A 26,756-nucleotide genomic window follows, 5' to 3' on the forward strand; every position below is an offset into this window, starting at 1 on the left:
CTTCGCCGCGTCACAGTGATACAGATGTCCACCATGTACAGCTTCTGGGGTGGGACGACGGGAGATCGGATGCGCGACGGGCTGCGGCGGCGAAGGGGCATCGCCGTGCTGGTGGCGGTGGCGGGGATGACGACGCCGGCGGTGTCCGCCTGCGGAAGCGGCGGCAACACGTCGGCGATCTGCCGCGACGCGGAGAAGGCGTTCGGCGACTTCTCCGCCAGGCTGAAGACCATCTCCCCGACGGAGGCCGCCCAGTGGCAGCGGGCCTCGGCCGACCTGGCGACCAGGCTGGACGGACTCGCGAAGAGCAGTGACGACGCCCGCCTCAAGCGGACGCTCACCGACATGGCCGGGTCCTGGCGCTCCTTCGGCGGCACCGTCACCACCAAGGGCGAGACCACGCAGCTGTCGGCGATGCTCGCCGCGCAGCCGCAACGGCTCGCCGCGGCCTGCGGCTAGGGGACCTCCTGGGTCCGGGCCGTGGCCCGCGTCTGCTCCCGGCCGGCCGGGAGCACGTTCCTGACCGCCTGCGGTGACTTGGTCGGCTTCGGGTTCGTCGGCCCGGGCTCGGGCTCGTCGGGCCCCGGCTCCGGCGTGATCGTGGGGAGCTCCGGCGAGTGGGTGGGGGGAGTCTCGGGGGTCTCGCTCGGAGCCGTGGTCTCCGGACGCGGCCGGGTGGTCGTCGGGGCCGGCACCGGCGGTGAACCGCCGCCGTCGCCGTCGAAGAACGTCGGATCGCCGAACTCCTTGATCGGCAGGTTCTGGGTGGCCACCGTCATGTAGTCGTGCCAGATCTGGGCCGGGAGCGAGCCGCCGTAGGAGCTGAAGCCCGGGACCGTCACGGGCTTGTTCGGGTTGCTGTTGAACACGGCCACCGAGGTCGCCAGCTGCGGCACGAAACCGTTGAACCACAGGGCCCGCGCCCGGTCGGTGGTGCCGGTCTTGCCGGCGACCGGCCGGCCGTCGTCCAGTTGCGCCCGGGTCCCGGTGCCGGACTCGACCACCCGGGTCATGGCGTAGGTGGCGTCCCTGGCGACGTCCTTGCCGAAGGTCCGGTTGCTCTCGTCCTTGACCTTGTGCTCCTTGCCGCCGGCGTCGGTCACCGACGCGATGACGTGCGTCCGGTGGTGGACGCCCTCCGCCGCGAAGGTGGCGAACGCGCCGGCCTGCTGCGCGGGGCTGAGCGAGACGGTCCCGAGCGGGAAGGAGGGCACGGTGTTGGCGCTGTTGGCCGTGAGCTGTTTCCGCGGGATGCCCATGTTCTCGGCCATCGCGGTGATCCTGTCGAGGCCCACCTTCTGTCCGAGGTTGACGTAGGCGGTGTTGATGGACCGCTGCGTCGCCTCGATGAGGTTGACCTGGCCGTAGCTGGTGTTGCTGTCGTTGTGGATCTGGGCGCCGCCGAAGGTCTGCGGGGAGCTGCCGTCGACGGTGTAGTCGAGGCCGAGACCCTGGTCGAGCGCCGCCGCCAGGACGTACGGTTTGAACCCCGACCCCGCCTGCACGTACGACCCGAAGGACGTGCTGAGCTGCGTCTCCAGGTAGTCCTCGCCGCCGTAGAACGCCTTGACGGCTCCGCTGGAGGGGTCGACCGTCACCAGCCCGACCATGATCTTCTTGCTGGTCCCGGCGGGCAGGTCGGCCTTGACCGTGGCCGCCGCCGCGGCCATGAGGCCCTTGTCGAAGGTGGTACGGATCTTCAGGCCGCCGCGGTTGATCTCGTCCTCGGAGTAGCCGCGCTCCTCGAGCTCCTTGATGGCGATGTTCTTCATGTAGCCGATCTGGCCGCGCAGGCTGTTGGTCAGCTTCTGCTTGGCCAGCGTGGGGAACTTCAGCCCGGCCGCCTCGGTGGCGGACAGGGAGCCCATCTGGACCATGCCCCCGAGCACGTAGCGCCAGCGGGCCTCGGCGGCCGGCCGGTCGGCCGGGGCCGCCTCGCCGAACGAGCTCGGCTGCTGGATGGCGGCGGCCAGATAGGCGCCCTGCGCGGCGGTGAGCTTCTCCACCGGCACGCCGAAGTACGCGCGGGCCGCCGCCTCGATGCCGTACGCGTCCCGGCCGAAGTAGATGGTGTTGAGGTACTGCTCGAGGATCCAGTCCTTGGACTTCTCGTTCCCCACCTTCATCGAGATCATGATCTCTTTGAGCTTGCGGAAGACGGTCCGCTCCTGGCTGAGCCCGCTGTAGTAGTTGCGGACCATCTGCTGGGTGATGGTGGAGCCGCCCTGCACCTGGCCGCCGGACACCGTCGACCACATGGCGCGGGCGGTGCCCTGGACCGACACGCCCGGGTCCTGGTAGAAGCTGCGGTTCTCCGCGGCGAGCACCGCCTCCCGGACCGGCTTGGGCACCTTGTCGAGATCGACGATCGTGCGGTTGGGGCCCTGGCGCGCGATCTGCGTCTTGCCGTCGGAGTAGTAGAAGACCGAGCCCGCGGCGATGGACGCGCTCTTGGCCGACGGGATGGGGGTCAGCAGATAGGCGATGGCGAACAGGAGCGCGCAGAGGCCGAACGTGATGAGCACCCCGAACGCAGCACGGCGGGCATACCGGGCTTTGCGGCTGCGCTTGGCGCGTTCCGGTTCGCCGGTGGCCGGTGAGGCGCCCGGGTCGGCGGGCTCGTCGCGGTCCGCGACGGCGGCGGCCGGGGCGAGCGCGGCGGCGGGCTCGTCCGGCACCTTCTCCGGCTCGTCCTCCGGCTCGTCCTCCGGTTGGTGCTCCGCCTCGTCCTCCGGCTGGTCCGGCGGGACATCAGGGTCATCCGGTTCATCGGAGGCGTCTTCCGGCAGGGCCTCGAGCTCGTCCGGCGTGGCCTCCGGCAGGTCCGGCGCGTGCTCCGCTTCGTCCGGGGTGTCCTCCGGCAGGTCCGGCGTCTTCTCCGGCTCGTCCGGCGTGTTCTCCGCCCGGTCTTCCGGCTCGGCCGGTTCTGCGGGCGCGTCCTCCGGCAGGTCCGGCGGCTCATCCGATTCGCCTGACTTGTCCGCCAGGTCCGCCGGCTCGTCCGGAGGCCGGGCCGGGTCCGGCGTGCCGGGCTCGTCGGGCTCGATGGGCGTGCCGCTCGGCGAGCCGATGCCGTTCCTGCTCACTTGCCCCCCGTGACAGTGATCGTGACCGAAGTTACCCGAGGGGATTCAGGTGGTCCCTTCTACGAATATGACGGTTACGAACGCGTCACGGTTGACACGTATCCGGCGGGGGACTCGTACAATCCCCCGCCGGTCGCAGCGCCTTGAATACGGCGGCCGTCAGTAGGCGGCCACGACATCGACCACGAAGACCATCGTGTCGGTGCCCTTGATCTCGCCCTGGCCCTGCGAGCCGTAGCCCTCCTTGGGCGGGACGACGAGCAGCACGCGGCTGCCGACCTTCTGGCCGACCAGGCCCTTGTCCCAGCCGGGCACGACCTTCCCGGCGCCGATGGCGGTGATGAAGGGCTCACCGCGCTGCCAGGTGGAGTCGAAGACCTTGCCGTTGCGCCACAGCACGCCGTGGTACTGCATGACCAGGGTCTGGCCCTTGGTGACGACCGGGCCGGTGCCCTGGATCAGCGGCGTGGCCGACAGCTTGTCCGGAGCGTCCCCCTTGGGGATCTTCACGGCCGGAGCCTGGCCGGCGGCTCCGCCGGTCACCTCGGGCAGCTTGGGATCGGTCTTCACGGGGGTGCCGGAGACCACGGAGTTCTTGTTGTAGGTGCCGACCACGTCCACGATGAAGACGAGCGTGTCGGTGCCGGAGACGCCGGCCTCCGGGCTGCCCTGCGCGCCCAGTCCGTCCGCTGGCGGGATCTCCAGCAGCACCCGGCTGCCGACCTTCGCGCCGGTCAGGCCCTTGGTGAGGCCGGGCAGCGACTGCTCGCCGCCGATCTGCAGCGGGGCGGGCTTGCCGCTCTTGAAGGTGGACTGGAGCAGCTTGCCCTTCTTCTTGGCCCCCCATACGTACGTGGAGGCGTTGATGAAGGCGAAGTCGCCCTTGGCCACCGTGGCGCCCTTGCCCTTGATCACCGGGACGACCTTGGTGGACTTGAGCTTGGGATCGGGCTTGACGCCCTTGAACGAGACGGCCGGCTCCTTGCCGTACGCGCCCCTGACCTCGATCTTCGGCTCCGGGCGGGTGAGCCAGTACGTGGTCCCGCCGGCGACGGCCAGCGCCGCCACCACCAGGCCGGAGATGATGGCCCGCTTGCGCCGGGCGGCGTCCGCCGCGGTCAGCGCCGAGGGCTTGGAGCCGCCCTTGGACTTGATGCCATGCGGGGTGAAGTCCTTGCGGGAGATGTCCCGAGCGCTCGGCAGCTTCGCCTTCACCGCTGGCTTGTCATCCTCAGACATGCTTCCTCACTGTTCCGGCTCGACGACGACTGCACAGGCGATCGCACACGGGATTCCCCACCCTGGCAGTAGATGGTGCATGACAGGGCGTATTTCCCGCATAAAGACCTGTTTCGGCGCACTCGCCGGGACCCGGATCTCCGCCGACGGCGAGGAGTCACTGTGGGGATCACCTGTCCGGTCCGTGGTGTCGGGTCCCCACCGCGGAAATGAGTGAACACCGAGCCGTCAAGATATCAGCGGTCCACATGCCGGGCGACGGAACCCGCGGGAGACCTCCGAGGGTGGCGGCCGCGATCCCGGCCACGAAAGATCACGAAGCGGCGTGGCGTGGCCCGGAGTGCGATGGTGGACGAATTTGCGGAACCTTTACGCACGGGTGCCGGTTCGGGCTGCGGAGCCTGTGCGTATCCACGCGAGGCCCGCAGGAGCAGGTCCCGTTCCCGCGCGCAGGTCACCGTCGTGCAGGTGGGCGGCAGGCCCCAGCGGCCGTGCAACCTCCAGACCGCGAGGCCCGCCACCGCCGTTCCCAGCAGGGCCACCGCCAGTGCCGGCGGGTGGGACCACCGATGGAACGAGTACTCCCCTGCGAAGGGCATCCGCACCAGCCGCGTGAGGAGGTAGCCGGCGGCGCTCAGCAGCCCCTGGAGCAGCGCGAACACCCACACCCCGGTGGAATCGCCGTACCACAGCGCGATCGTCGAGGTGATGGCCATGCCCACGGTCAGAATCGACAGGACGCCCAGGTAGGCCTCGATGTCGAAGGTCGCCGGAAGCATGGCCAGATGGGCGAGCGTGAGAGCGAACATTGCGCTCATGGCCGCCCATCGAGGGAGGTTCGATGAAGCCACGATGGATATGTCTCTCCGTCGGTCGAAAAGTCCGCCTCCGAGAGTGTCAAATCAATGGCAAACCACTGGTCAAGTCCTACGCCGCAGGGAGATCTTCTGTTGACCGTGAGCCGGTGACGAGTGCCGATCCCGGCGGTTCCGCCGCGGTCCGTACCGGGCCGGCGGGGGAGCGGCGCGGGAGCCGACCGGGCCGGCGCGGCAGATACCAGTTCCGCTCGCCCAGCAGGGTCATCACCGAGGGCAGCAGCACGGCCCGCACCACCGTCGCGTCGATCAGGATGGCGACCGCCAGGCCGACGCCGAGCTGCTTGAAGTCCTGCATGGAGAGGGTGGCGAAGATGGAGAACACCGCGATCATGATGACGGCGGCGCTGGTGACCACGCCCGCCGTCGACCGGATGCCGTGCGCCACCGCCGCCGTCGTGGGGAGCCCCGCCGACCTGGCCTCCTGGATCCGGGAGACCACGAACACGTGGTAGTCCATCGACAACCCGAACAGGACCACGAAGACGAACAGCGGGATCCAGGACTCGAGCGCCCCGGGGGCGTGCGTGCCGATGAGCCGTGCACCCCAGCCGTGCTGGAAGACGGCCACCATCACCCCGTACGACGCCGCCACCGACAGCAGGTTCAGGATGATCGCGGTGACCGCGATCACGATCGAGCGGAACGAGACCAGCATCAGCAGGAACGTCACGCCCATGACGAAGGCGAAGACCGGCACGATGCCGGCCCGCAGCCGGGCGTTGTAGTCCACGGAGAAGGCCAGGTCCCCGGCGACGGCCACCTCCGCGGCCCCGCCCACGGTGCGGGGGATCGTCCTGTTCCGCAGTTCCGTCAGCGCGCTCGTATCGGCCAGCGGCACCTCGATCTCGGCGACGTTCGCGGCCCGGTGCTGGGTCACCCGGGCGCCGGGCACGGCCTGTGCCAGCGCTGAGATGGCCCGCTGGACGGCGGGTGCCCGGAGGTCGGGGGCCTTCAGCACGACCGTCGCCGGGGCCGGCCCGCCGGGGAAGGCCCGGGAGATCGCCGCGTAGGTCTGGACGAGGGGGTTGGCGGCGGGGAGCTGCCGGTCGATGCTCAGCTTCTCGGTGTGCATGCCCAGGGCGGGTGCGGCCAGCCCCAGCAGCAGCGCGGCCGCCAGTGCCGCGAAGACGCCCGGCCGTGCCAGCACGGGCCGCAGCACGGCGTCCCAGAATCCGCCCTCGCGGCGGCGGCGCGGCCCGCGCCGCCAGGGCATCCGGCCGAACTCGACCCGGTCGCCGAGCAGCGACAGCAGCGCGGGCAGCACGGTCACCGAGCCGGTCATCGAGATGAACACCACCAGGATCGTGGCCGCCGCGAAACCGTCGAAGATCTTCAGGCCGGTCAGGAACATCCCCGCCATCGCCACGATCACCGTGACACCGGAGATCAGCACGGACCGGCCGGAGGTGGCGGCCGCGACGCGCAGCGCCTCCTCCCTGGTGCGCCCGGCGGCGCGTTCCTCGCGCTCCCGGCGGATGTAGAACAGGCAGTAGTCGACCCCCACGGCCAGCCCCATCAGCAGCATCACCGAGTTGGCGGACTCGTCCATGGGGAGGAGACGGCTGATCGCCGAGAGCAGACCCAGCGCCGCCAGGAACGCGGTGAGCGCCAGGGCAACCGGCAGCACCGCGGCCAGCAGCGCACCGAAGGCCACCAGCAGGATGCCCAGCGCGAGCGGCACCGCGGTCCACTCGGCGCGGGCGAAGTCGGTGCCGAGCATGTGCTGGAACCACTTCTGCCCGCTGGCGTCGCCGACCTCGGAGACCGTCACCTCGGGATGGGCCCGCTGGACCGAGGCCACCGCGTCGAGCAGCGGCTGTACCCGGTCGGCGGCGGTGTCCGGGTCACCGGTCATGCTGAACCGGATCAGTACGTCGTGCCCGTCCGCGGAGGTCACCGTGGGCCGGAGCTCGCCCACCGCGCCGGTCGCGAGCACCTTGTCGCGCACCTCCCGTACCGTCGTGGCGGCCACGGGCCGCCCGGAGCCGCGGATCAGCACCATCTCCGTCGTGGCCCGGGTGATGCCGGCGTCGGCGAGGATCCGCTCGGCGCGGGCGGACTCCCCGGCGCCCTGCTCGGCCCGGGTCAGGCCGACCTGCCCTCCGCTGCCGCCGATCACCGTGGCCAGCGCCACCAGCAGCAGCCAGCCGAGGACGGCGGTCTTCCGATGCCGGGCGCTCCAGCCGCCGAGCGCGGCGGCGAGGTTCCTGTGTTGCTTCATGGGCATGACGCTAGGGAGCCGGTGAGCGCCCGGACATGGGGCTGGACGGTGGACGGGGGTGTAGGTGGATACACCCCCCTCCGGGCGCTCAGGGCCAGTGCGAGCACGTCGCCGCCGGGTCAGACTGGGGCCATGAACTCCCCGGTGATCCGCCGTGCTCTCACCGCCTGCGGGCGGGGGCTGACCCTCTTCGCGTGCACGATCGCGGAGGTCCTCGCGTTCGGCTGGGCTGTCGTGACCCTCGCCCTGCTGAGCGGTGGGCTGGGGGTGTTCCTGTTGCCCGAGGCGATCGGGAAGGTCCGCGCGCTGGCCGGCCTCGCCCGCCGGAGGGCCGGGGAGTGGGGCGGTGTGGAGATCGCGGAGCCGTACCTGCCCGCGCCGGAGTTCCAGCGCGGCTTCATCGGCCGGATCGAGCGGTGCCGCTGGCTGCTCACCGACCCGGCGACCCGCCGGGACCTGCTGTGGTGCCTGACCGATCCGGTGGCCGGGGGCCTCCTGGCGCTGCTGCCGGTCACCCTGATCGTGTACGGGCTGGAGGGCGTCCTGATGCCCGCGGTCTGGCAGCTCTTCCACGCGAAGGGCTACAGCGACTGGTACACCGCCGTTCCGGTCTCGTCGGAGGCAGGCCCGGTCACGCCCTGGCTGTGCGTCCCGATCGGGCTGGCCTTCATCGCGGCCGGTGTCCGGTGGGCCCCGCGGCTGCTGGAGGTGCACGCCCGCTGGACCCGGGTCCTGCTGGCGCCCACCCCGAAGGCCGGGCTGGCGCTGCGGGTGCGGCACCTGACCGAGACCAGGGCCGACGCGGTGGACACCCAGGCCGCCGAGCTGAGACGGATCGAGCGGGACCTGCACGACGGTGCCCAGGCGCGCCTGGTCGCCATGGGCATGAGCCTCGGCGCCATCGAGCACCTGCTGGAGCGTGATCCGGAGAAGGCCAGGCTGCTGCTCGCCGAGGCGCGGCAGGCCTCCGCCAAGGCGCTCAACGAGCTGCGCGACCTGGTCCGCGGCATCCACCCGCCGGTGCTGGCCGACCGCGGCCTGGGCGACGCGGTGAAGGCGCTGGCCCTGGACAACCCGCTTGAGGTGGAGGTCACCACCGACCTGGGCGGCCGGCTGGAGCCCCCGGTGGAGTCGGCCGCCTACTTCGCCGTCGCCGAGATGCTGGCCAACGCGACCAAGCACTCCGGCGCGCGCCGGGTGTGGATAGACCTCCGGCACGAGGCCGGCGTCCTGCGGATGACCGTCACCGACGACGGCCAGGGCGGCGCCTCGCTCTCCGGCGGTACGGGGCTGCGCGGCATCGAACGGCGCATCGGTACATTCGACGGGATCCTCGCCCTGAGCAGTCCTGCGGGCGGGCCTACGACCGTGACGATGGAGCTGCCGTGCGCGTTGTCCTCGCCGAGGACCTCTTCCTCCTGAGGGACGGGCTCGTACGGCTGCTTGAGGCGCACGACTTCGAGGTCGTCGCGGCGGTGGACAACGGGCCCGAGCTCCTGCGTGAGCTGCTGGCTCGGCGCCCGGACGTGGCCGTCGTGGACGTGCGGCTGCCGCCGTCGTTCACCGACGAGGGCCTGCAGGCGGCGCTGGCCGCCCGCCGGGAGGTTCCCGGGCTCCCGGTGCTGGTGCTCTCGCAGTACGTCGAGCAGCTGTACGCCCGGGAGCTCCTCGCCGACGGCACCGGCGCGGTCGGCTACCTGCTCAAGGACCGGGTGTTCGACTCCGGCCAGTTCATCGACGCGGTGCGCCGGGTCGCCGCCGGCGGCACCGCCATGGACCCCGAGGTCATCGCCAAGCTGCTGGCCGGCAATGCCCGCAACGAGCCGCTGGCCCGGCTGACCCCCCGGGAACGCGAAGTGCTGGAGCTCATGGCCGAGGGCCGCTCCAACGCCGCGATCGCGCAGCAGATGGCCGTCACCGAACGCGCCGTCGCCAAGCACACCGCCAACATCTTCGCCAAGCTGGACCTGCCGCCCTCCGACGACGACAACCGGCGGGTCCGGGCCGTGCTGGCCTACCTCAACCGCTGACGGTCCCCGGCCAGGGCCGGGGCGATAATCGGTCGCGGCGCGCGGGCGGGCCGCCGACACTGAGGCCATGGGACGCACGGTCAGCGCACTGGTGACGTCGGGCCGGGACTACCTCGGGGCCGTCGGGCCGTTCGCCGTGGGCGTCGCGTGGTGGTCGGAGGTCGAGCCGGTCGTGGCGCACCTGAGCCGTGCGCTCGGCGTCCCGGTGCTGGTGCTGCGCCTGGTGCGGGTCGAGGGTGGAGAGGGCGGCCGTGACGGCCACGTGACCTACCACGTCGAGGCGCTGCGGCGGCCCGCCCCAGGGCTGCTGGACCGGCGGCCCGTCGATCAGGCCGTGCTGACCGCGCCGGAGGACCTGCGTTCGCCGTGGGCCCGGAGGGAGGGGCTGCTGGCCGCGCTCCGGTGGGCGTCGGAGGCGCTCGACGCCGCCGGCCGCCCGATGACCGGGCCGGCCGTGCAGCGCAGGACGTGGAACCTGTCCGGGGTGTTCCGCCTGCCCACCGCGCGGGGCGCGGTCTGGCTGAAGACCACGCCCCCGTTCGCGGCCGACGAGGCGGCGGTGATCGCCGCGCTGGCGGGGCCTGCCCCGGATCTGGTGCCGAAGGTCATCGCGGCGGGGGAGCGGAGAATCCTGCTCGAACACCTGCCCGGCGAGGACTGCTGGGACGCCCCGGCAGAGGTCGTCACCAGCGCGGTGCGCCGTCTCGTCGCCGCGCAGGCCGCGGTCACCGGCCGCCCGCCCGGACTGCGGGACCGGCGTGACCGTGTCATGGCCGAGGAGATCGGCGAACTCCTCGACGGCGAGGTGGCCGGTGACCTGACCGCCGGGGAACTGGCCGCCGCCCGTGACCTGGCGGGGCGGTGGCCCCTGCTGGCGGACTGCGGGCTGCCCGACACGATCGTGCACGGCGACTTCCACCCCGGCAACTGGCGGAGCGACGGCGGCCCGCCGGTCGTGATGGACTTCGCCGACGCGTACTTCGGCAACCCGGTCCTGGACGGCCTGCGGGCCTGCGACTTCCTGCCCGCGGCCAGGCGGCCGCTCGCCGCCCGGGTGTGGGCCGAAGCCTGGCGGTCTCGTGTCCCCGGCTGCGAGCCGGGCCGTGCGCTGACCGTCGCCGCGCCGCTCGCGCACCTGGCCTACGCCGTGCGCTACCAGGAGTTCCTGTCGGGGATCGAGCCCGCCGAGAGGGTCTATCACGCCGGTGACCCCGCCGCGGTCATCCGCGCCGCGCTGCGCTGCGCGAGCGCCTGAGGCCCGCCGGAGCGTCAGGCGGGCCGGGCGAGGGGGAGCCGGAGGACGAAGCGGGCTCCCGCGTCGGGTGCGTTCTCGGTGTGGAGGGTGCCGTGGTGGGCGTGGGCGATGTCGCGGGCGATGGCGAGGCCGAGTCCGGTGCCTCCGTTGTGGCGGCAGCGGGCGGTGTCGAGGCGGGTGAAGGGCTGGAAGATCCTTTCACGGTCGGAGGCGGGGATGCCGGGCCCGTCGTCGGTGATGGTGAGCTGGGCGGTGGTGTGCCGGCGCTGCAGCTGGATGTGGATGGTGCGGTCCGCGTACCGGCTGGCGTTGTCGAACAGGTCGGCGATCAGCCTGGTGAGGTGGGTGCGGGCGGCGTCGACGACGAGGGCGGGCTCTGCCTGCAACCGGATGTCGCAGCCCGGCCGGCGGGCGGCCTCGGCGCGGACGGTGTCCGTCAGGTCGACGGGTTCCCGCCGCGCGGCCGGGTCCGCGCCGACCTCCACCAGAAGGAGCAGGTCGGCGACGATGGCCTGGAGCCGGTCGACGTCGCGCAGTGCGGCGTCGAGCAGCCGGTCGAGGTCGGTCTGGTCGGGGTGGAGGCGGGCCTCCTCGAGCTGTGCGCGGAGCCCGGCCAGCGGGGTGCGCAGCTCGTGGGAGGCGTCGGAGGCGAACCGGCGCTGCTCGGCCCGCAGCCGATCGGTGACCTCCCGGAGGGCACCGGCGGGCGCGTCGTACCGCCTGGTGCGAAGATCACGGCCTGCCGTGCGCGCGCCTGGCGCCGGGTGGGCGCGCGTTCCATTGCCGCCGGCGGCGGCGGTGATGAGCCAGGTCGCCATGGCTGATCCGCCTTCGGGTCGTAATCGGGCTGTCGGGACGAGGCCCCGGTGTGCGGCCGGTCTGGCCTCCCTACCAGGCTCAGCGGGTTTTCCCAGGTCAGCAAGGGTCAACTCCTCGTAGGACCGGTCAGCCTGGGAAAGCCTGTACCAGGTAGCGTGGGAATAGGGCTCCCGGCCTCGTAAGGCATGGGTGATCGTCATGTCCACTGAACTGGGCGACTATCTGCGGTCCTGCCGGGCCAGGGCCCGGCCGGACCAGCTGGGCCTGCCTCAGGGCGGGCGCAGCCGGCGGGTGCCGGGGCTGCGGCGCGAGGAACTCGCCCACATCGCCGGGGTGAGCGTCGACTACGTGGCACGGCTGGAACAGGGCCGGGTCAGGTCGGCGTCCGCGGCCGTGCTCGGCGCGCTCGCGCGTGCCCTCAACCTGCAGCCCGACGAGTACGAATACCTGATGGGCTGCGCGCACGCGGCCGAGTCCGGCGGCCCCGGGGCCGCCGGGCGCCCGGGCCGGTCACCGGGCGGGCAGGTCCGGCCGGAGACCCAGCAACTGCTGGACAGCATGCACCTGGTGCCCGCCCTGGTGCTCGGCCGCCGGATGGAGATCGTGGCGTGGAACGCCCTCTGCGCGGCGTTGATCATCGATTTCGGCGCGCTCCCGGCGGCCGACCGCAATCTGCTCCGCCTGGCGTTCCTCACGCCCTCGACGCGCGCACTGTACGCGGACTGGCCGAAGGTCGCCCGGGAGTGCGTGGCCTACCTGCGCATGGACGCCGGCCGGTATCCCGATGACCCGCGCCTCGCGAGCCTGGTCGAGGAACTGTCGGCCAAGGATCCCGACTTCCGCCGGTGGTGGACCGACCACCAGGTCCGCGCGCCACGGTTCGGGCACAAGGAGTTCCTCCACCCGACGGCCGGTCCGCTGACGCTGGCCTTCCAGACCCTGGAGATGCGGGACGCTCCCTGGCAGACGATGCTCGTGTACACCGCCGAACCGGGTTCGCACTCGTTCGAGGCCCTGCGGTTCCTGGCCCGCCAGGCCGGCGTGGACCAGAGCGCCGCGCGGGTGTGAGCCGGGCGGGTCCCGCGCGTGCGACCCTGTAACTGGAGCCGTACGGCTCCGCCGAGGTTCCGGAGATGAGCCGCATGAGCGTAACCACACCGGAGGTCTGGCTGATGACCTCCGACGGGCACGACCTGATCCGGGCCACCGCGATCATCGCCGTGCACCTCGACGACGGCACGGTGGTGGCCAGGCTCGCCGACGCGGCACAGGAGACCGTGACCCTGGTGACGGGCTCGCCCGAGGTGGCGACGCCTCCGGACTTCCACCGTCAGATGATCCGGGCGGTCGCCGAACTGGCCGACAGCAGCGGAGCGCAGCTCGTACGAGCCGAGCGCGACCAGAAGGGCTGGCACTGGGCGGCCGAGCCGCTGTGACCGGCGGCAGGGAAAGGGCCCGCCTCCACCGGCGCTGACGCGCTCGGCCGGGACGGGCCCGGGCTCAGCGGTTCCGGCTACCGCAGGAAACGAACGCTCGCGAACCTGGTGTTGAGCATTTCGTGCCCGAGATGCAGAATCGCGCTGCGCCCCCTGCAGTGCGGTGCGGCGTACAGCACGGCGTCGCTGTTGGTGGCGTTGGCGGCCTGACCCGAGGCGTTCCCGAGCGTGTAGCACTCGTTGTCCCGAGGGTCGGTGAGCGTCAGGGGAACGTTGCCGGGCTGGGTGTGGAAGATGAACCGCCCGATGGCGGCGTGCGCGACGGAAGGAACTCCGACGAGGGTGAGCGTGCCGGCGGCCAGGCCGGCGGCGACGGCGACGGTGACGCGACGCATGGGTGTACCTCCTGCATGAGCAGTGATCATTACGCGGAGTCTACATAAGATCACTATGTGTGACGATCTTATGTCGCGCCGTGCCGCCGGGCCGGAGCGGACAGGGCCGGGCCGGTGTGATCGGCTCCCGGAGTCCGGTGATCCACTGATCGCCGTCCTCGGGACACTCGAGGTGGACACACGATGTAAGAGTCACGCCGCGCAGCCGGGCCGATCACACCGGGGAAGGCGCAGGACGAAGCGGGCCCCCCGTTCGCTGTCCTCGACGGTCAGGCTGCCCCCGTGCGCCCTGGCGATGTCCCGGGCGATCGCGAGGCCGAGCCCGGTCCCCTCGGTGTCCCGTTCACGGGAGGCCTGCAGCCGGGTGAACCGGTCGAAGACCATCTCCCGGTGCTCGGGGGCGATCCCGGCCCCGTCGTCGAGGACCTCGAGGACGGCGTCGGACCCCTCTGCCCGTACGGTGACGGTGATCTTCGAGTCGGCGTGCCGCGCGGCGTTGTCGAGCAGGTTGGTCAGCAGCCTGGTCACGCGCAGCCGGTCGCAGTCGACGTACACGCCGTCGCGCAGATCCTTGACGACCCGTACCCGGTGCTCCCGGCGGTCGATCTCCGCGCCGGCCAGCCGGCCGAGGTCGGCGGGTTCACGGACGAGGGGCGCGCCGGCGTCCAGCCGGGCCAGGGTCAGCAGATCGGACACGATCGCCTGCAGCCGTTCCAGCCCGGTGAGCACCGTGGTCGCGGTGCGCGGCCAGTCGGCCTCCTCGGGGTACATCAGCGCCTCCTCGACCTGGGTGCGCATGGCGGTGATGGGGCTGCGCAGGTCGTGCGAGGCGTCGGCGGTGAACTGCCGCAACCGCCCGTAGGCCCCTTCGAGCCGGTCGAGGGTGGCGTTCGCCGTCTCGGCCAGGAGCCTGATCTCGTCCTGGTTGCCGGGCACCGGGACCCGGCGGTCGAGGCCGCTGGCGGTGATCTCCGCCAGCTCGGTACGGATCGCGTCCACCGGGGCCAGCGACCTGGTCACCGTGAGGAACGTCCTGGCGGCCATCAGCGCCGTCGTCAGCAGGGACGCGCCGATCACGAGGAACAGCAGCGTACGGCTCCCGTACCAGGGGACGAGCGGGACCGCGGTGTAGAGCAGCCAGACCCCGTCCGGCTCGAACACCTTGGCCGAGACGACGGTCATACAGCCCTTGAGCCCGTCCGGCCGGCACACCGTCCGTTCCATGCGGACCTGCTCGGGGTCCGGGCGGAAGGTCGCGATCGGCGGCTTGCCGGCGAGCTTCCGGCTCGCCGCGACCACCCGGCCGCGCGAGTCCAGAACCTGGATCTCCTCCGGCCCCGGCAGCACCGCCGGCAGACGTCCCTGCTTGATCAGCAGCAGCACCCCGTCCGTGGCCGTGTTGACCCGCTCCGCGGTCCTTTCGTCCTCCCTGTTGCCCGCCAGGTTGAGCAGGAGCACGCCGACCGCGATGCACACCAGTGCCGAGAGAACGCCGGCCCGCAAGGCCAGGCGAGCCCGTAGCGATGATCGGTTCCAGTTCAGCACCTGACCCCCCGCAGGCGAGCTGTGCACCTCTCTCCAAGGCTTGCTCAGAAATCTGGCAACACGAGTGCAAGGTCCGGCAAACTTCCGGTACTGGGCGTACTTCACCACCGGCCGAGAAGGATGTCGTGCCTGACTTCGAGGATGACCTTGCCGCGGCGAAGACCGGCGACGATCTGGCGTTCGGCAGGCTGGTGGAGCGGCACCGGCGTGAGCTGCACGTGCACTGCTACCGCCTGCTGGGCTCGTTCGACGAGGCGGAGGACCTCGTCCAGGAGACGTTCCTGCGCGCCTGGAACAAGCGCGACAGCTTCGACGGCGGCCCGCTGTTCCGGGCATGGCTGTACCGCATCGCCACCAACGCCTGCCTCGACGCGATCAGGCGCAGCAAGCGCCGGGTGCCCTCGCTGTCGTCCTCCTTCGCGGAGATCCCCTGGCTCCAGCCCTACCCGGACCGGCTGCTGGACGAGATAGCGCCGCGGACGGAGGAGCCGGACGCCGTCGTCGTCGCGCGGGAGACCATCGAGCTGGCCTTCCTGGCGATCATCCAGCTGCTCCCGCCGCGGCAGCGGGCCGTGCTGGTCCTGCGCGACGTGCTCGACTGGTCGGCCGCCGACACCGCGTCGGCCCTGGAGATCAGCGTGGCATCGGTCAACAGCGCCCTGCAGCGCGCACGCGCCACCCTGCGCGAACAGCAGCCCGCCCATCGCGTCGCGACGCCCAGCGACCAGGAACGCGCCCTGCTGCTGGGCTTCATCGACGCGCACGAACGCGCCGACGCGGACGCGGCGATCGCGATGATGCGCGAGGACATCAGGATCACGATGCCTCCGCTGCCGCTGTTCTTCGAAGGCAGGGAGAAGATCGCGGACGCTCTGGTGTCGGGCCTGAAGGACCCCGGCGACTGGCGGCTCGTGCCGATCCGCGCCAACCGGATGCCCGCGGCGGCCAGCTATCTCCGCAAGCCGGGCGACACCGAGTTCCGGGCGTTCAAGCTCGACGTCCTGCGGATCGAGGGCGGTCTCGTCGCCGAGGTCACCACGTTCGGCGAGAGCCTGTTCCCCGCGTTCGGGCTCCCGCCGACCCTCGACCCGGCCGCCCCCCGCTCAACCCCCGTGATCACGCAATCGTTCGACGATTGACTACATGATCACGGAGGGTGCTCGGGGCGAGGTTCGTGAAGTAGCGTGCGACGCATGACGCCCACCCAGCTACGCGCGTTCGCCGCCGTGGTGCGGCTGGGGTCGGTCAAGCAGGCGGCGGCGGAGCTGGAGGTGTCCGAGGCGGCCGTGTCCCTGCACGTCGGCCAGTTGCGCAAGGAGCTCGGCGACCGGTTGTTCACCAGGACCGCGTCCGGGCTCGCCTTCACACCGGGCGGCCTGCGGCTGGCCAGCCGCGCGGTGGAGCTGCTGAGCCTCCAGGAGCGCACGATCGTCGAGGTGAGCCAGGCGGGCCGTGGCAGGAGGCTGTTGCGCGTCGCCGTGTCGAGCCTGTTCGCCGAGCACGCCGCGCCCGGCCTGATCGAGCTGTTCGCCGGCCGGGCCGCCGACCTCGACGTGGAGCTGAGCGTACGGGACCCCCGGCGGTTCGGCTCGCTGCTGCACGCGCGGGCGGCGGACGTGGCGATCGGGCCGCGGCCGGGCGGGGTGGACGAGTCGCTGGTCTGCCGGCCGTTCCTCAACTACCAGATGATCGTCGTGTCGGGTCCGGAGCATCCGCTGGCGGGGGCACCGGCCGGTGCGCTGCGGTTGCGCGAGCAGACCTGGCTGCTCGGCCCGTCGGCGGCCTCGGAGCTCGGGGTGGTGCCCGCGATCCTGCGCCGGATCAGGGTGCCGGAGGACCGCCAGCGCATCTTCCAGAGTCATTCCGCCGCGCTGGAGGAGGCCAAGCGCAACGGCGGAGTGGCCCCGGCGGTCTCGTTCGCCGTGGCCTCGGACCTGGCCAAGGGACGTCTCGTCCGCGTCGCCGGCCAGTCCCTGCAGTTCAACGGTGAGTGGACGACGTTGACGCTGGCCGCGGCCGGCGCGCCACCGGCCGCCGCCGAGCTCGTCCGGTTCGTGACCACGCCGCGGGCCACCCAGGCCATGCTCCGCGGGCCGGGTGTGCACGTGGGCCGGTTCCGCCCCGCCGTTCACGTCACGCTCTGGAGCTGACGGCCTCGGGAGACCCTGGCGATCACCTCCCGCAGGGACCTGAAGGTGTCCGCGGGGAGGATCTCGTCGCAGTGAGGGAGTGCGGCGGCCATACCGGCGACCCGCGGTTCGAAACCCGGAGCGGAGGCTCGGGGGTTCATCCAGATCACCCGGTGCGCGCGCCGGTTCAGCCGGGCCATCGCGGCCGACATGGCCTCCGGGGGATCGCTGTCCCAGCCGTCCGAACCGATGATCACGACGGCGCCGCGGACCGTCCCGCCGTGGTGCGACGACAGCAGCGCCTGCACGTTGGTGGCGATCCGGGTGCCGCCGAACCGGTCGGTGACCTTCTGGGTCGCCTGCTCGATGGCGACCGGCGCGGACCTATGCGTGAGGACCGTGGTCAGGCGGGTCAGCGTCGTCGCGAACGCGAACACCTCGGCGTGCGCGACCAGCGCCAGTGCCCGCATGAGATGGAGGTAGGCCGCCACCTGGGGCCGCATGGAGTGGCTGACGTCGCAGAGCATCACCACGGGCCGGGGCTTGTCGATCGCCCGGACCCGGACCAGCTCGGCGGGCTCCCAGCCGGTGCGGCGGGACCGGCTCATGGTGGCGCGCATGGAGATCCGGTGCCCGTGCGGGCTCACCGTACGGCGGCGGCTTCGCCGGGTGGGCCACTCGGCCACGGCGGACTCCAGCCACCTTCCGAGCAGCTCCATCTCCAGGGCGTCGAGCTGCTCGAACGGCGCGTCGGCCACTCCGGCGAGGTCGCTGGGCAGGCGGGCGGGCACGGCGAACGCGGCGTCGGAGTCGTCCGTGCCGGCGACCACCGGGGGCAGCGTCGTCCAGGGCAGCCCGGCCTCGTGCTCCCGGCCCGCGGAGGGCGCCCGTACGGGCGCGTACGCGTCGTCGCCACCGGCCGTCGCGGCGGGGGCCGGGCGGTGCGGGCGCGGATCGGACGCCGGTCCCGCGCCGCCGAACACCGTCGCGAACACCTCGTCGAAGATCTCGATCTCCGGGTGCCGGCGTACCAGGCTGAGCCGGGCGGCCCAGTACAGCCGCGACGGCGAGTCCGGCGGGGACACCGCCAGCGCGCGGACGAAGTCCTCCATCGCGGTGAGGCCGACCGGTACGCCGCGCAGGCGGAGCCGTACGGCGAGCGCGACGGCGAACGCCGCGTGGTCGATGCCCGGGAGCAGCGACGCCGCGGCACCGGGACGGCCCGGAGCCCTGTCCGGCGACCTGTCGGGAGGGCTGTCCGGGGGGCCCGCCGGAGGGCCGCCCGGGGGGCTAGGAGACAAGGAGGAACACGACCACGGCGGCGATGACGACGAGCGCCGCGACGACCGGGAGCGCCCGCTTGTAGAGGGACCCGCCGGCGACGCTCATCACGTTCAGCGGTTCCACCTCGTCCGGGGAGGTGATCGTGTGCCTGCCCGCCGCCGCGCCGGAGGGGCCCGCGGGCGGGACGAGCGCGTCCGGCGCTGCGGAGGCGCCGTCCGGGGAGCCCCCGGCGGTGGCCGGGACGGCCAGCCGTTCGCCGAGGCAGTCCACGAACCGGCCGAGCAGCTTCCCGGAGACCTCCTTGATCATTCCGCTGCCGAACTGGGCCACCTTGCCGGTGATCTTCAAGTCCGTGCCGACGGTGACGACGGTGCGGGCGCCGTCGGCGCGGAGCCGCGCGGTGATGGTGGCGGTGGCGGTGCCCGCCCCGCGTGAGTCACGGCCCCTGGCGTCGATGACGGCATGGTGGTGCGCGTCGTCCTTCTCGACGAACCGTGCCGTGCCGGCGTACTGGGAGACGATCGGGCCGACCTTGATCTTCACCTTGCCGGCATAGACGTCCCCGTCCACACCGGTCAGCTGGGCACCGGGCATGCAGGGCGCGATGCCCTCCAGATCGGTGAGCACCTCCCAGGCCCGGTCGATCGGAACGGCGACGGTGAACTCGTGGTCGATTCGCATGGCTGCTCTTGTCCCGTCGGTCAGCCGGACGCACTGCGCGCGTAGCCGGTGATGGTGTCGCGGTCGTCGGGGGTCTTCGCGATGGTGCCGAGAGCCAGCACGAGGTCCGCGCGGACCAGCTCCGAGGCGCCCAGCGCCGACAGGGCCGAGACCCAGTCGATCGTCTCCGCGAGCCCGGGTGCCTTGTCGAGGTCCAGGCGGCGCACCCGGGCGATGAAGTCGGTGGCCGACCTGATGAGCCTCTCCTCGGCGGCGGGGACCAGGCGGCGCAGGATCGCCGCGGCCCGCTCGGCGGCGGGAAAGTCGATCCAGTGGTAGAGGCAGCGCCGCCTGAGGGCGTCGTGCAGGTCCCGGCTGCGGTTGGAGGTGAGGACGACGACCGGCCGGCGCTCCGCGGTGAAGGTGCCGAGCTCGGGAACGGTGATCGAGGACTCGCCGAGAAACTCCAGCAGCAGCGCCTCGAACTCGTCGTCGGCCCGGTCGATCTCGTCGATCAGCAGCACCGGCGGCATCGGCCCCCGGTGGCGGACGGCCCGCAGGATCGGGCGTTCCTGGAGGAACTCCTCGGTGAACAGGTCGGCGTCGGTCAGTGCGGTGCGGTGCGACTCGGCCAGCCGGATGGCGAGCAACTGCCGCTGGTAGTTCCATTCGTACAGTGCCTCGCCGGCCGTCAGCCCCTCGTAGCACTGGAGCCGGATCAGCGGGGTGGCCAGTACGCGGGCCAGGGCCTTGGCGGCGGCCGTCTTGCCGACGCCGGGTTCGCCTTCCAGCAGGAGGGGCTGCCCGAGGGTCAGCGCGAAGAACAGCGCCGAGGCGGTTCCCTCGTCGACCAGGTAGTCGACCTCGTCCAGGCGCCGTCGTACGTCGGCGGCGTCCGCGAAGATGGGGCTCACCTTCTTTATCGCCCTCCCCTCAGGGCGTGACGCTCCCGGCAGCCGGGGCCGCAGAACCAGACGTCCTCCCCGTCGACGCTCAGGTGCGGTGTGTCCGGCGTCACCGTCACCGTCATGCCACAGACGGGATCGACGACCTCACGGCCGGCGGCCGGGGCCCCCGGCGCGAGCTCCCCGGCGCGGATCGCCGCGACGATCTCCGCCATGATCGACAGGGCGATCTCGGGCGCGGTACGGGCGCCTATGTCGATCCCCGCCGGCGAGTGGATCAGCCGCCGTTCGGCCTCGCTCAGCCGCATCTCCGCCAGCACCGCCGCCCCGCGCCGGCGGCCGGCCACCAGCGCGATGAACCCGACGCCGGCATCGAGCGCCGCCCGGATGGTGGCGGCCTCGTCACGCCCGTGGCTGGCGATGACGACCGCCGTGGCGTCCACCGGGCCCTGCTGATGGGAGGCCGGCCGGACGACGAAGTCCAGCGGCCGGGCCAGCTCCGCCACGGCCATCGCGATCGGCGACTCCCCGACGACCCAGATGACCGGCGGCGGCAGCAGCGGCTGCAGGAAGATCTCCAGCGCGCCGCCCGACAGGCACGGGTTCACCACGATCTTCGCGCCCGGGGAGTCCGGGAAGCTCCGCTCGTCCTCGGGGAGCACCCGCAACAGCACGGCCTGGCCGTCCCGGAGCGAGCCCAGCGCCGCCGTACGGACGGAGCTCTCGGCGCACTGGCCGCCGACGAAGCCCTCGATGGATCCGTCGGACAGCACGATCGCGTCATCGCCGGCTCGGACCGACGTGGGGAACTGGGTGCGGACGACCACCGCGTGCACGAACGGGACGCGCTCCGCGACCAGTTCCTCCATCCGCGCCGACATACCGGGCATGTGACACCCCGGGCCGGTCAGATCGGCGGCCGGGGCACGCCGCGCATGGCGTCCCAGACCCGGGAGGGCGTGAGCGGCATGTCGGCATGTCGCACCCCGAACGGCTTGAGGGCGTCGACCACGGCGTTGACGATGGCGGGCGGCGAGCCGACCGTGGCCGATTCACCGACGCCCTTGGCGCCGATCGGATGGTGCGGCGAGGGCGTCACGGTGAATCCGGTCTCCCAGTCGGGCACCTCCAGCGCGGTCGGGAGGAGGTAGTCCATCAGCGATCCGCCCAGGCAGTTGCCGTCCTCGTCGAAGGCGATCATCTCCATCAGGGCCATGCCGACCCCGTCGGTGAGGCCGCCGTGCACCTGGCCCTCGATGATCATGGGGTTGATCCGGGTGCCGCAGTCGTCCACGGCCACGAACCGCCGGACCTTGACCTGCGCGGTGCCGGGATCGATGTCGACGACGCAGATGTAGGCGCCGTGCGGGTAGGTCAGGTTCTCCGGGTTGTAGCAGATCTGCGCCTCCAGGCCGCCCTCGATGCCCTCGGGCAGGTCGCCCGCGCCGTGCGCCCTCATCGCGATGTCCTGGATCGTGACGGACTTCGACGGGTCGCCGGTCACGTGGAACGACCCCTTCTCCCACTCCAGGTCGGCCACCGACACCTCGAGCATCCCCGAGGCGATGATGCGCGCCTTGTCGCGTACTCGGCGCGCGACCAGGGCCGCCGCGGCCCCGGAGACCGGGGTCGACCGGCTGCCGTAGGTGCCCAGGCCGAAGGGGGTCTGGTCGGTGTCGCCGTGCACCACCTCGATGTCGGCGGGCGGGATGCCGATCTCCTCGGCGACGATCTGCGCGAACGTGGTCTCGTGCCCCTGCCCCTGGCTCTGCACGGACAGCCGCACCACCGCCTTCCCGGTCGGGTGGACGCGCAGCTCGCACCCGTCGGCCATGCCCAGCCCGAGGATGTCCATGTCCTTGCGCGGGCCCGCGCCGACCGCCTCGGTGAAGAACGCCACCCCGATGCCCATCACCTCGCCACGGGCTCGTCTCTCCCGCTGTTCCTCGCGCAACCGCGCGTAGCCGGCGATCTCCATGGCCTTGCGCATGGTGGGCTCGTAGTCGCCGGAGTCGTAGATCCAGCCGGTCTTGGTGCGGTACGGGAACTGGCCGGGCTGGATGAAGTTCTTGATCCGCAGCTCGACCGGGTCCATCCCCAGCTCGTCGGCGAGGCAGTCCACGATGCGTTCGACGAGGTACACGGCCTCGGTGATCCGGAACGAGCAGGCGTAGGCGACACCGCCCGGGGCCTTGTTGGTGTAGACGGCGGTCATCTTGCAGTAGGCGGCCTCCAGGTCGTAGCTGCCGGTGAACACCCCGAAGAAGCCGGCGGGGTACTTCACCGGCGCGGCCGTGCCGTTGAAGGCGCCGTGGTCGGCCAGCACGTTGGTGCGGATGGCCAGGATCCTGCCGTCCCTGGTCGCCGCGATCTCGCCGCGCATGACGTAGTCGCGTGCGAAGCCCGTGCTGATGAGGTTCTCCGACCGGTCCTCCATCCACTTCACCGGCTTGCCGGTGACCAGCGACGCCACGATCGAGCAGACGTAGCCGGGGTAGATCGGGACCTTGTTGCCGAAGCCGCCGCCCAGGTCGGGGGAGACCACCCGGATCTTGTGCTCGGGCAGGCCGGCGACGAGCGCGTACAGGGTGCGGTGGGCGTGCGGTGCCTGGGTGGTCGACCACATGGTCAGCCTGCCGTCGATCCGGTCGTAGTCGGCGACGCAGCCGCAGGTCTCCATCGGGGCGGGGTGCACGCGCGGGTACACCAGGTCCTGGGCGACGACGACCTCGGCCGCGGCGAACACCCGCTCCGTCGCCTCGGCGTCACCGGTCTCCCAGTCGAAGCAGTGGTTGTTGTCCTTGCCTTCGAGGTCGTCGCGGATCACGGGCGCCCCGGGGTCGAGGGCCGTGCGGACGTCGACCACCGGCTCGAGGAGGTCGTACTCGACGTCGATCAGCTCCAGGGCGTCGCGGGCCGCGTAGCGGTCCTCCGCCACGACGAAGGCGACCTCCTGGCCCTGGAAGCGGACCTTGTCCGTGGCCAGCACGGCCTGCACGTCGTTGGACAGCGTCGGCATCCAGGCCAGCCCCTGCTCGGCCAGCGCCGCTCCGGTGACGACCGCCTTGACCTTCGGGTACGCCTCGGCGGCGCTGGTGTCGATGCTCACGATGCGCGCGTGCGCCACCGGGGCGCGGAGGATGGCCAGGTGCAGCATGCCGGGCAGCTGGAGGTCGTCGCAGAACCGGCCCTTCCCCCGGATGAACCGCGGGTCCTCCTTGCGCAGCATGCGGCCGTGGCCGAGCGGCTTCTGGTCGTTGTCGTCGAACCCCTGGACCGGGCGCTCGTCGGTCGTGCTCATGACGCGCTCCCGCCGACAGGTGCTTCGCGGGAGGCGGCCTCGCGGGCGGCGGCTTCGTGGGCGGCGGCCCATCTGATGGAGCGGACGATCGTCGCGTAGCCGGTGCACCGGCAGATCTGCCCCGAGATGGCCGCGCGGATCTCCGTCTCCGAGGGGTCGGGGTCGCCGTCGAGCAGCGCCCGGGCCGTCATCATCATGCCGGGGGTGCAGAAACCGCACTGAAGGCCGTGGCACTCCATGAACCCCCGCTGGACCGGATCGAGCTCGCCGTCCCGTTCGAGGTCCTCCACGGTGCGCACGGTGTGGCCCGCGGCCATCGCCGCCAGCACGGTGCAGGATTTGACCGGTTCGCCGTCCAGCCAGACCACGCAGGTGCCGCAGTTGCTGGTGTCGCAGCCCCAGTGCGTGCCGGTCAGCCCGAGATGGTCGCGCAGGAAGTGCACCAGCAGCAGGCGCGCCTCGATCTCCCTGGTGACCTCGGCGCCGTTGACGGTCATCGAAACCTGCATGTCAGCCCCTCTCGTGGATGCGGGCGACGGACCTGCGCAGGGCCCGGCGGGTGAGTTCCCTGGCGAGGTGGCGCTTGTAGCCGGCGCTGCCGCGCATGTCGTCGGCCGGCTCGCAGTGGCGCGCGGCGAGGTCGCCGGCCTCCTCGTAGAGCTCCTCGGACGGTGGCCGGCCGCGCAGCGCCTCGGAGATCGCCGGCAGCCCGGTCGCGTCCGGGCCCGCGGCGGCGAGGCCGACCCGGGCGTCGGCGATCACCCCGCCGTCCAGCCAGACGGCCGCCCCGGCGGACAGGATCGCCCAGTCGCCCGCCCGTCGCTCGACCTTCTCGTACGCGCTGGAGCCGCCCGGCCGGACCGGGATCCGTACCTCGACCAGCATCTCGCCGTCGTCGACCGCCGTCTCGTAGGGGCCGCGGTAGAACTCCGCCATCGGCACGACCCGTTCGCCGTCCCGGCCCCGGATCACGCAGCTCGCCGCGAGCGCGGAGCACACGGCCGACAGGTCCTCTGACGGGTCGGCCTGGCACAGCGAGCCGCCCAGGGTGCCCCGGTTGCGGACGACCGGGTCGGCGATGACCCGCTCGGCGTCCGGGAAGATCGGGAACACCTCCGCGAGCGCGTCCGACTCCAGGAGCTCGCGGTGCCGGGTCATCGCGCCGATGCGGACCTGGGCCGGCTCCACCCGGATGTAGCCGAGCTCGGCGTGCAGATCGTTGATGTCGATGAGGTACTCGGGGTTGGCCAGCCGGAGCTTCATCATGGGGAGCAGACTGTGGCCGCCCGCCAGCAGCCGGGCCGAGCCTCCCAGCCGCTCCAGCAGGCCGATGGCGTGGTCGACGCTCGTGGCGCGCTCGTACTCGAACGGGGCAGGAACCTGCATGCGGCACCCCCTGGTCGTGGTCGCGACCTCAGTCGACGCCGCGACCGCAAAGGTGTCAACAGCAACCTAAGGAGTCACTTAACCGCTTTCGCTGACAAAGGGGTTATTAGGGGGCGAAAGGGAGATCAAGTGGGGAACAGCTCGGTGAGGGCCCGGCGCATCACGGCGGGATCGGCGTCGACGCCGGTCCAGTGCCTGATGCCGATGCGCCCCTGGTCGATCAGCATGCCCAGGCCGTCCAGGGTGGTGCAGCCGCGCCGGGCGGCCTCGCGCAGCAACGGCGTGCGCGGAGGGTTGGGGATGACGTCGGCGACGACCATGTGCGGCCGCAGGCTGTCCGGCTCGATGTCGAGCCGGCCGTCGACGTCGGGATACAGGCCGATCGAGGTCGCGTTGACGACGATGCCCGCCGACTCCGGTATCCGGTAGTGCTGATCCCAGGGCGTGTAGACGGCGGACGCGGCGGTGCTCCCGGCGATGAGCCGGACGAGCTCCCGGCCCCGTGCGGGGCCACGGTTGACCACGGTGATGGACGCCGCCCCCGCGAGCGCGGTCTCGACCGCGATCGCCCGCGCGGCGCCGCCCGCGCCGAACAGCACGACGTCCTGCCCGGCCGGGTCGGTCAGGGTGCGCAGCGACGTGAGGAAGCCCTGGCCGTCGGTGTTCTCGCCGATCCACCGGTCGTCGCGGCGGACGGCGCAGTTCACCGCACCGATGATCGCCGCGGACTCCGCCAGGGCGTCGAGATGCTCGATCACCGCCACCTTGTGCGGGATCGAGCAGTTGAACCCGACCCAGCCCATCGCATGCGCGCCGCGTACGGCGTCGCCCAGTGCCTCGGGGGCGACGTCGCAGTTGACGTAGCGCGCGTCGATGCCGTGGTGCCGGTAGGCCGCCTCGACCATCGCGACGGTCGGGTTCTCCGCGACCGGGGTGGCGAAGCACCCGGTGAGGATGCTGAGGAAGTTCAGCGGCCGGCCGCCGCCGGGAGCCTCGGACATGTGTCCTCCTGGTCAGGGGCACGGCGCCGAGGAGGGGCCCGTGCTGGACCGTACCTCGAGGCTGGTGGGCAGGGTGCGCCGCTCCATCCGGCGGCCGCCCTGCGGGTGGTCCAGCCGGCGCAGCAGGAACTCTCCCGCCACGCGGCCCTTCTCGGCGAGCGGCTGATGGACGGTGGTCAGCCGTTCCCGGGCGGCCTCGGGGATGTCGTCGAAGCCGGTGATGCTGAGCCGGCCGGGAACGTGCAGGCCACGGCGCCGGGCGGCGCTCAGCGCCCCCAGCGCCAGGACGTCGGCGAGGCAGCACACCGCCGTCAGGCCCGGATGGCGGTTCAGCAGGGCGTCCAGGGCGGCGGCGCCGGCGGCGTGCGAGGCCTCGAAGCGCTCCTCGACCGGCAGCGCGGTGGCGGTGATCCCGAATTCGGCGAACCCGTCGCAGAGCCCGTGCAGACGTTCGCGCTGCACGGTGTAGCGGGCGGCCCGCCACCGGGCCTGGTCCACCGGCCCGTTGTAGCGGCTCTCGCCGAGCCGTGAGGTGATGACCCCGATGCGGCGGTGACCGAGCCCGGCCAGGTGGACGGCCAGCTCGCGAGCGGCCGCGCGGTCGTCCAGGCCCACCCAGTCCGCTCCGGGGACGGCCGACGGCTGGTCGACCACGACGGTGGGCAGGCCGCGGCACAGCACGGCGTGCAGGCTGGGGTCGTCGTCGGGCACCGAGTAGACGATGACGCCGTCGACCGACGCCGCGTTGACCGCGCTGATCGGCGCCGTGCCGCGGGGCGGCCCGGCCGGCATCAGCAGCAGGTTGCGGCCGGAGTCCGCGCACGCGTCGGCGACGCCCGAGAGGAAGCCCACGGACGCCTGGTCGTTGAAGGCGAACGCGAGCTCGTCGGTGAAGATCAGGCCCAGGGCGTCCGAACGGCCACGGCGCAGTTGCCGCGCGGCCGGGTCCGGACCGGTGTATCCGACCTTCTGGGCCTGGGCGAGCACCCGGGCGCGCAGCTCCTCGGAGACCCGCTCCGGGCGGTTGTAGACGTTCGAGATCGTCGCCGTGGACACCCCGAGCGCCCGGGCCAGCGAGGCCAGGGAGGGCTGATCGGAAGTGCGGGCCACCCGGTCAGGATACCCAGCGGTTAATCGATTAAAGCCCGTACCCTGCCCGGCAAATGACTGCTTTCCGGGCAAGGGG

General features: G+C 72.1%; 24 protein-coding genes. 8 read left to right on the forward strand and 16 right to left on the reverse strand.

Annotated features, from left to right (window positions below; all coding sequences use genetic code 11):
• The first annotated feature begins 24 nt into the window (after positions 1 to 24).
• Positions 25 to 459, forward strand: a complete 435-nt coding sequence (locus tag ACRYCC_RS06930; protein WP_433809735.1) for a DUF8711 family protein — start codon at positions 25 to 27, stop codon at positions 457 to 459.
• Here the strand turns inward: ACRYCC_RS06930 and ACRYCC_RS06935 are convergent.
• The 4 genes from ACRYCC_RS06935 to ACRYCC_RS06950 form a co-directional block, all read right to left on the reverse strand.
• Complete coding sequence (locus ACRYCC_RS06935) at positions 456 to 3,086, reverse strand: transglycosylase domain-containing protein (RefSeq protein ID WP_433809736.1); 2,631 nt, start codon at positions 3,084 to 3,086, stop codon at positions 456 to 458. The two genes, ACRYCC_RS06930 and ACRYCC_RS06935, sit on opposite strands and share 4 nt — an antisense overlap.
• A 159-nt stretch (positions 3,087 to 3,245) precedes the next feature.
• A complete protein-coding gene (locus tag ACRYCC_RS06940; protein WP_433809737.1) occupies positions 3,246 to 4,325 on the reverse strand; it encodes an FKBP-type peptidyl-prolyl cis-trans isomerase in 1,080 nt (359 codons plus the stop codon).
• 236 nt (positions 4,326 to 4,561) lie between these two features.
• A complete protein-coding gene (locus tag ACRYCC_RS06945; protein ID WP_433809738.1) occupies positions 4,562 to 5,143 on the reverse strand; it encodes a hypothetical protein in 582 nt (193 codons plus the stop codon).
• Positions 5,144 to 5,252: 109 nt separating this feature from the next.
• Positions 5,253 to 7,424, reverse strand: coding sequence for an MMPL family transporter (locus ACRYCC_RS06950; RefSeq protein ID WP_433809739.1), 2,172 nt, complete (start codon positions 7,422 to 7,424; stop codon positions 5,253 to 5,255).
• 132 nt (positions 7,425 to 7,556) lie between these two features.
• Here ACRYCC_RS06950 and ACRYCC_RS06955 point away from each other — a divergent pair, with 132 nt between their 5' ends.
• The 3 genes from ACRYCC_RS06955 to ACRYCC_RS06965 all read left to right on the forward strand — a co-directional run bounded on the left by ACRYCC_RS06955 (position 7,557) and on the right by ACRYCC_RS06965 (position 10,709).
• Positions 7,557 to 8,846, forward strand: a complete 1,290-nt coding sequence (locus tag ACRYCC_RS06955; protein WP_433809740.1) for a sensor histidine kinase — start codon at positions 7,557 to 7,559, stop codon at positions 8,844 to 8,846.
• Positions 8,810 to 9,454: a LuxR C-terminal-related transcriptional regulator gene (locus tag ACRYCC_RS06960; RefSeq protein ID WP_433809741.1), complete on the forward strand. Its 645-nt coding sequence runs from the start codon at positions 8,810 to 8,812 to the stop codon at positions 9,452 to 9,454. The genes ACRYCC_RS06955 and ACRYCC_RS06960 overlap by 37 nt, the downstream gene beginning before the upstream one ends.
• 67 nt (positions 9,455 to 9,521) lie before the next feature.
• A complete protein-coding gene (locus tag ACRYCC_RS06965) occupies positions 9,522 to 10,709 on the forward strand; it encodes an aminoglycoside phosphotransferase family protein (RefSeq protein WP_433809742.1) in 1,188 nt (395 codons plus the stop codon).
• Positions 10,710 to 10,723: 14 nt separating this feature from the next.
• On the opposite strand, the gene ACRYCC_RS06970 is transcribed toward ACRYCC_RS06965, so the two are convergent.
• On the reverse strand, positions 10,724 to 11,527 hold the full coding sequence (locus ACRYCC_RS06970; RefSeq protein ID WP_433809743.1) for a sensor histidine kinase: 804 nt from the start codon (positions 11,525 to 11,527) through the stop codon (positions 10,724 to 10,726).
• A gap of 199 nt (positions 11,528 to 11,726) precedes the next feature.
• On the opposite strand from ACRYCC_RS06970, the gene ACRYCC_RS06975 reads away from it, so the two are divergent.
• Positions 11,727 to 12,596, forward strand: coding sequence for a helix-turn-helix domain-containing protein (locus ACRYCC_RS06975; RefSeq protein WP_433809744.1), 870 nt, complete (start codon positions 11,727 to 11,729; stop codon positions 12,594 to 12,596).
• Between the two features lie 74 nt (positions 12,597 to 12,670).
• Positions 12,671 to 12,964, forward strand: a complete 294-nt coding sequence (locus ACRYCC_RS06980; protein ID WP_433809745.1) for a hypothetical protein — start codon at positions 12,671 to 12,673, stop codon at positions 12,962 to 12,964.
• Positions 12,965 to 13,041: 77 nt separating this feature from the next.
• Here the strand turns inward: ACRYCC_RS06980 and ACRYCC_RS06985 are convergent, their stop codons facing one another.
• Together ACRYCC_RS06985 and ACRYCC_RS06990 are read right to left on the reverse strand one after the other, a co-directional pair.
• Positions 13,042 to 13,359: a hypothetical protein gene (locus ACRYCC_RS06985; protein WP_433809746.1), complete on the reverse strand. Its 318-nt coding sequence runs from the start codon at positions 13,357 to 13,359 to the stop codon at positions 13,042 to 13,044.
• A 192-nt stretch (positions 13,360 to 13,551) separates the two neighbouring features.
• Positions 13,552 to 14,835, reverse strand: coding sequence for a sensor histidine kinase (locus ACRYCC_RS06990; protein ID WP_433809747.1), 1,284 nt, complete (start codon positions 14,833 to 14,835; stop codon positions 13,552 to 13,554).
• Between the two features lie 194 nt (positions 14,836 to 15,029).
• On the opposite strand from ACRYCC_RS06990, the gene ACRYCC_RS06995 reads away from it, so the two are divergent.
• Both ACRYCC_RS06995 and ACRYCC_RS07000 read left to right on the forward strand, forming a co-directional pair.
• Positions 15,030 to 16,043 carry an RNA polymerase subunit sigma-70 gene (locus ACRYCC_RS06995; protein ID WP_433809748.1) on the forward strand — a complete coding sequence of 338 codons (1,014 nt, stop codon included), beginning with the start codon at positions 15,030 to 15,032 and terminating at the stop codon, positions 16,041 to 16,043.
• A gap of 54 nt (positions 16,044 to 16,097) precedes the next feature.
• Positions 16,098 to 17,054 carry a LysR family transcriptional regulator gene (locus ACRYCC_RS07000; RefSeq protein ID WP_433809749.1) on the forward strand — a complete coding sequence of 319 codons (957 nt, stop codon included), beginning with the start codon at positions 16,098 to 16,100 and terminating at the stop codon, positions 17,052 to 17,054.
• On the opposite strand, the gene ACRYCC_RS07005 is transcribed toward ACRYCC_RS07000, so the two are convergent.
• The 9 genes from ACRYCC_RS07005 to ACRYCC_RS07045 form a co-directional block, all read right to left on the reverse strand.
• Entirely contained in the window at positions 17,033 to 18,334 is a 1,302-nt protein-coding gene (locus tag ACRYCC_RS07005) for a vWA domain-containing protein (RefSeq protein WP_433809750.1), read from the reverse strand. The genes ACRYCC_RS07000 and ACRYCC_RS07005 overlap by 22 nt on opposite strands.
• Positions 18,324 to 18,998 (reverse strand): SRPBCC family protein, encoded by a 675-nt coding sequence (locus tag ACRYCC_RS07010; protein ID WP_433809751.1) that lies wholly within the window; start codon positions 18,996 to 18,998, stop codon positions 18,324 to 18,326. The genes ACRYCC_RS07005 and ACRYCC_RS07010 overlap by 11 nt, the downstream gene beginning before the upstream one ends.
• Before the next feature lie 20 nt (positions 18,999 to 19,018).
• Positions 19,019 to 19,891: an AAA family ATPase gene (locus ACRYCC_RS07015; protein WP_433809752.1), complete on the reverse strand. Its 873-nt coding sequence runs from the start codon at positions 19,889 to 19,891 to the stop codon at positions 19,019 to 19,021.
• 5 nt (positions 19,892 to 19,896) lie between these two features.
• Entirely contained in the window at positions 19,897 to 20,763 is an 867-nt protein-coding gene (locus tag ACRYCC_RS07020) for an XdhC family protein (RefSeq protein ID WP_433809753.1), read from the reverse strand.
• A gap of 26 nt (positions 20,764 to 20,789) precedes the next feature.
• Positions 20,790 to 23,183: an aerobic carbon-monoxide dehydrogenase large subunit gene (locus tag ACRYCC_RS07025; RefSeq protein ID WP_433809754.1), complete on the reverse strand. Its 2,394-nt coding sequence runs from the start codon at positions 23,181 to 23,183 to the stop codon at positions 20,790 to 20,792.
• Positions 23,180 to 23,692, reverse strand: a complete 513-nt coding sequence (locus tag ACRYCC_RS07030; protein WP_433809755.1) for a (2Fe-2S)-binding protein — start codon at positions 23,690 to 23,692, stop codon at positions 23,180 to 23,182. The genes ACRYCC_RS07025 and ACRYCC_RS07030 overlap by 4 nt, the downstream gene beginning before the upstream one ends.
• 1 nt (position 23,693) lies before the next feature.
• A complete protein-coding gene (locus ACRYCC_RS07035) occupies positions 23,694 to 24,569 on the reverse strand; it encodes an FAD binding domain-containing protein (RefSeq protein WP_433809756.1) in 876 nt (291 codons plus the stop codon).
• A 125-nt stretch (positions 24,570 to 24,694) separates the two neighbouring features.
• Positions 24,695 to 25,570 (reverse strand): shikimate dehydrogenase family protein, encoded by an 876-nt coding sequence (locus ACRYCC_RS07040; RefSeq protein WP_433809757.1) that lies wholly within the window; start codon positions 25,568 to 25,570, stop codon positions 24,695 to 24,697.
• Positions 25,571 to 25,582: 12 nt separating this feature from the next.
• On the reverse strand, positions 25,583 to 26,680 hold the full coding sequence (locus tag ACRYCC_RS07045; RefSeq protein WP_433809758.1) for a LacI family DNA-binding transcriptional regulator: 1,098 nt from the start codon (positions 26,678 to 26,680) through the stop codon (positions 25,583 to 25,585).
• Between the last annotated feature and the right edge of the window lie 76 nt (positions 26,681 to 26,756).

This window comes from Actinomadura scrupuli (assembly GCF_050971785.1).
Lineage (GTDB): Bacteria > Actinomycetota > Actinomycetes > Streptosporangiales > Streptosporangiaceae > Actinomadura_E > Actinomadura_E scrupuli.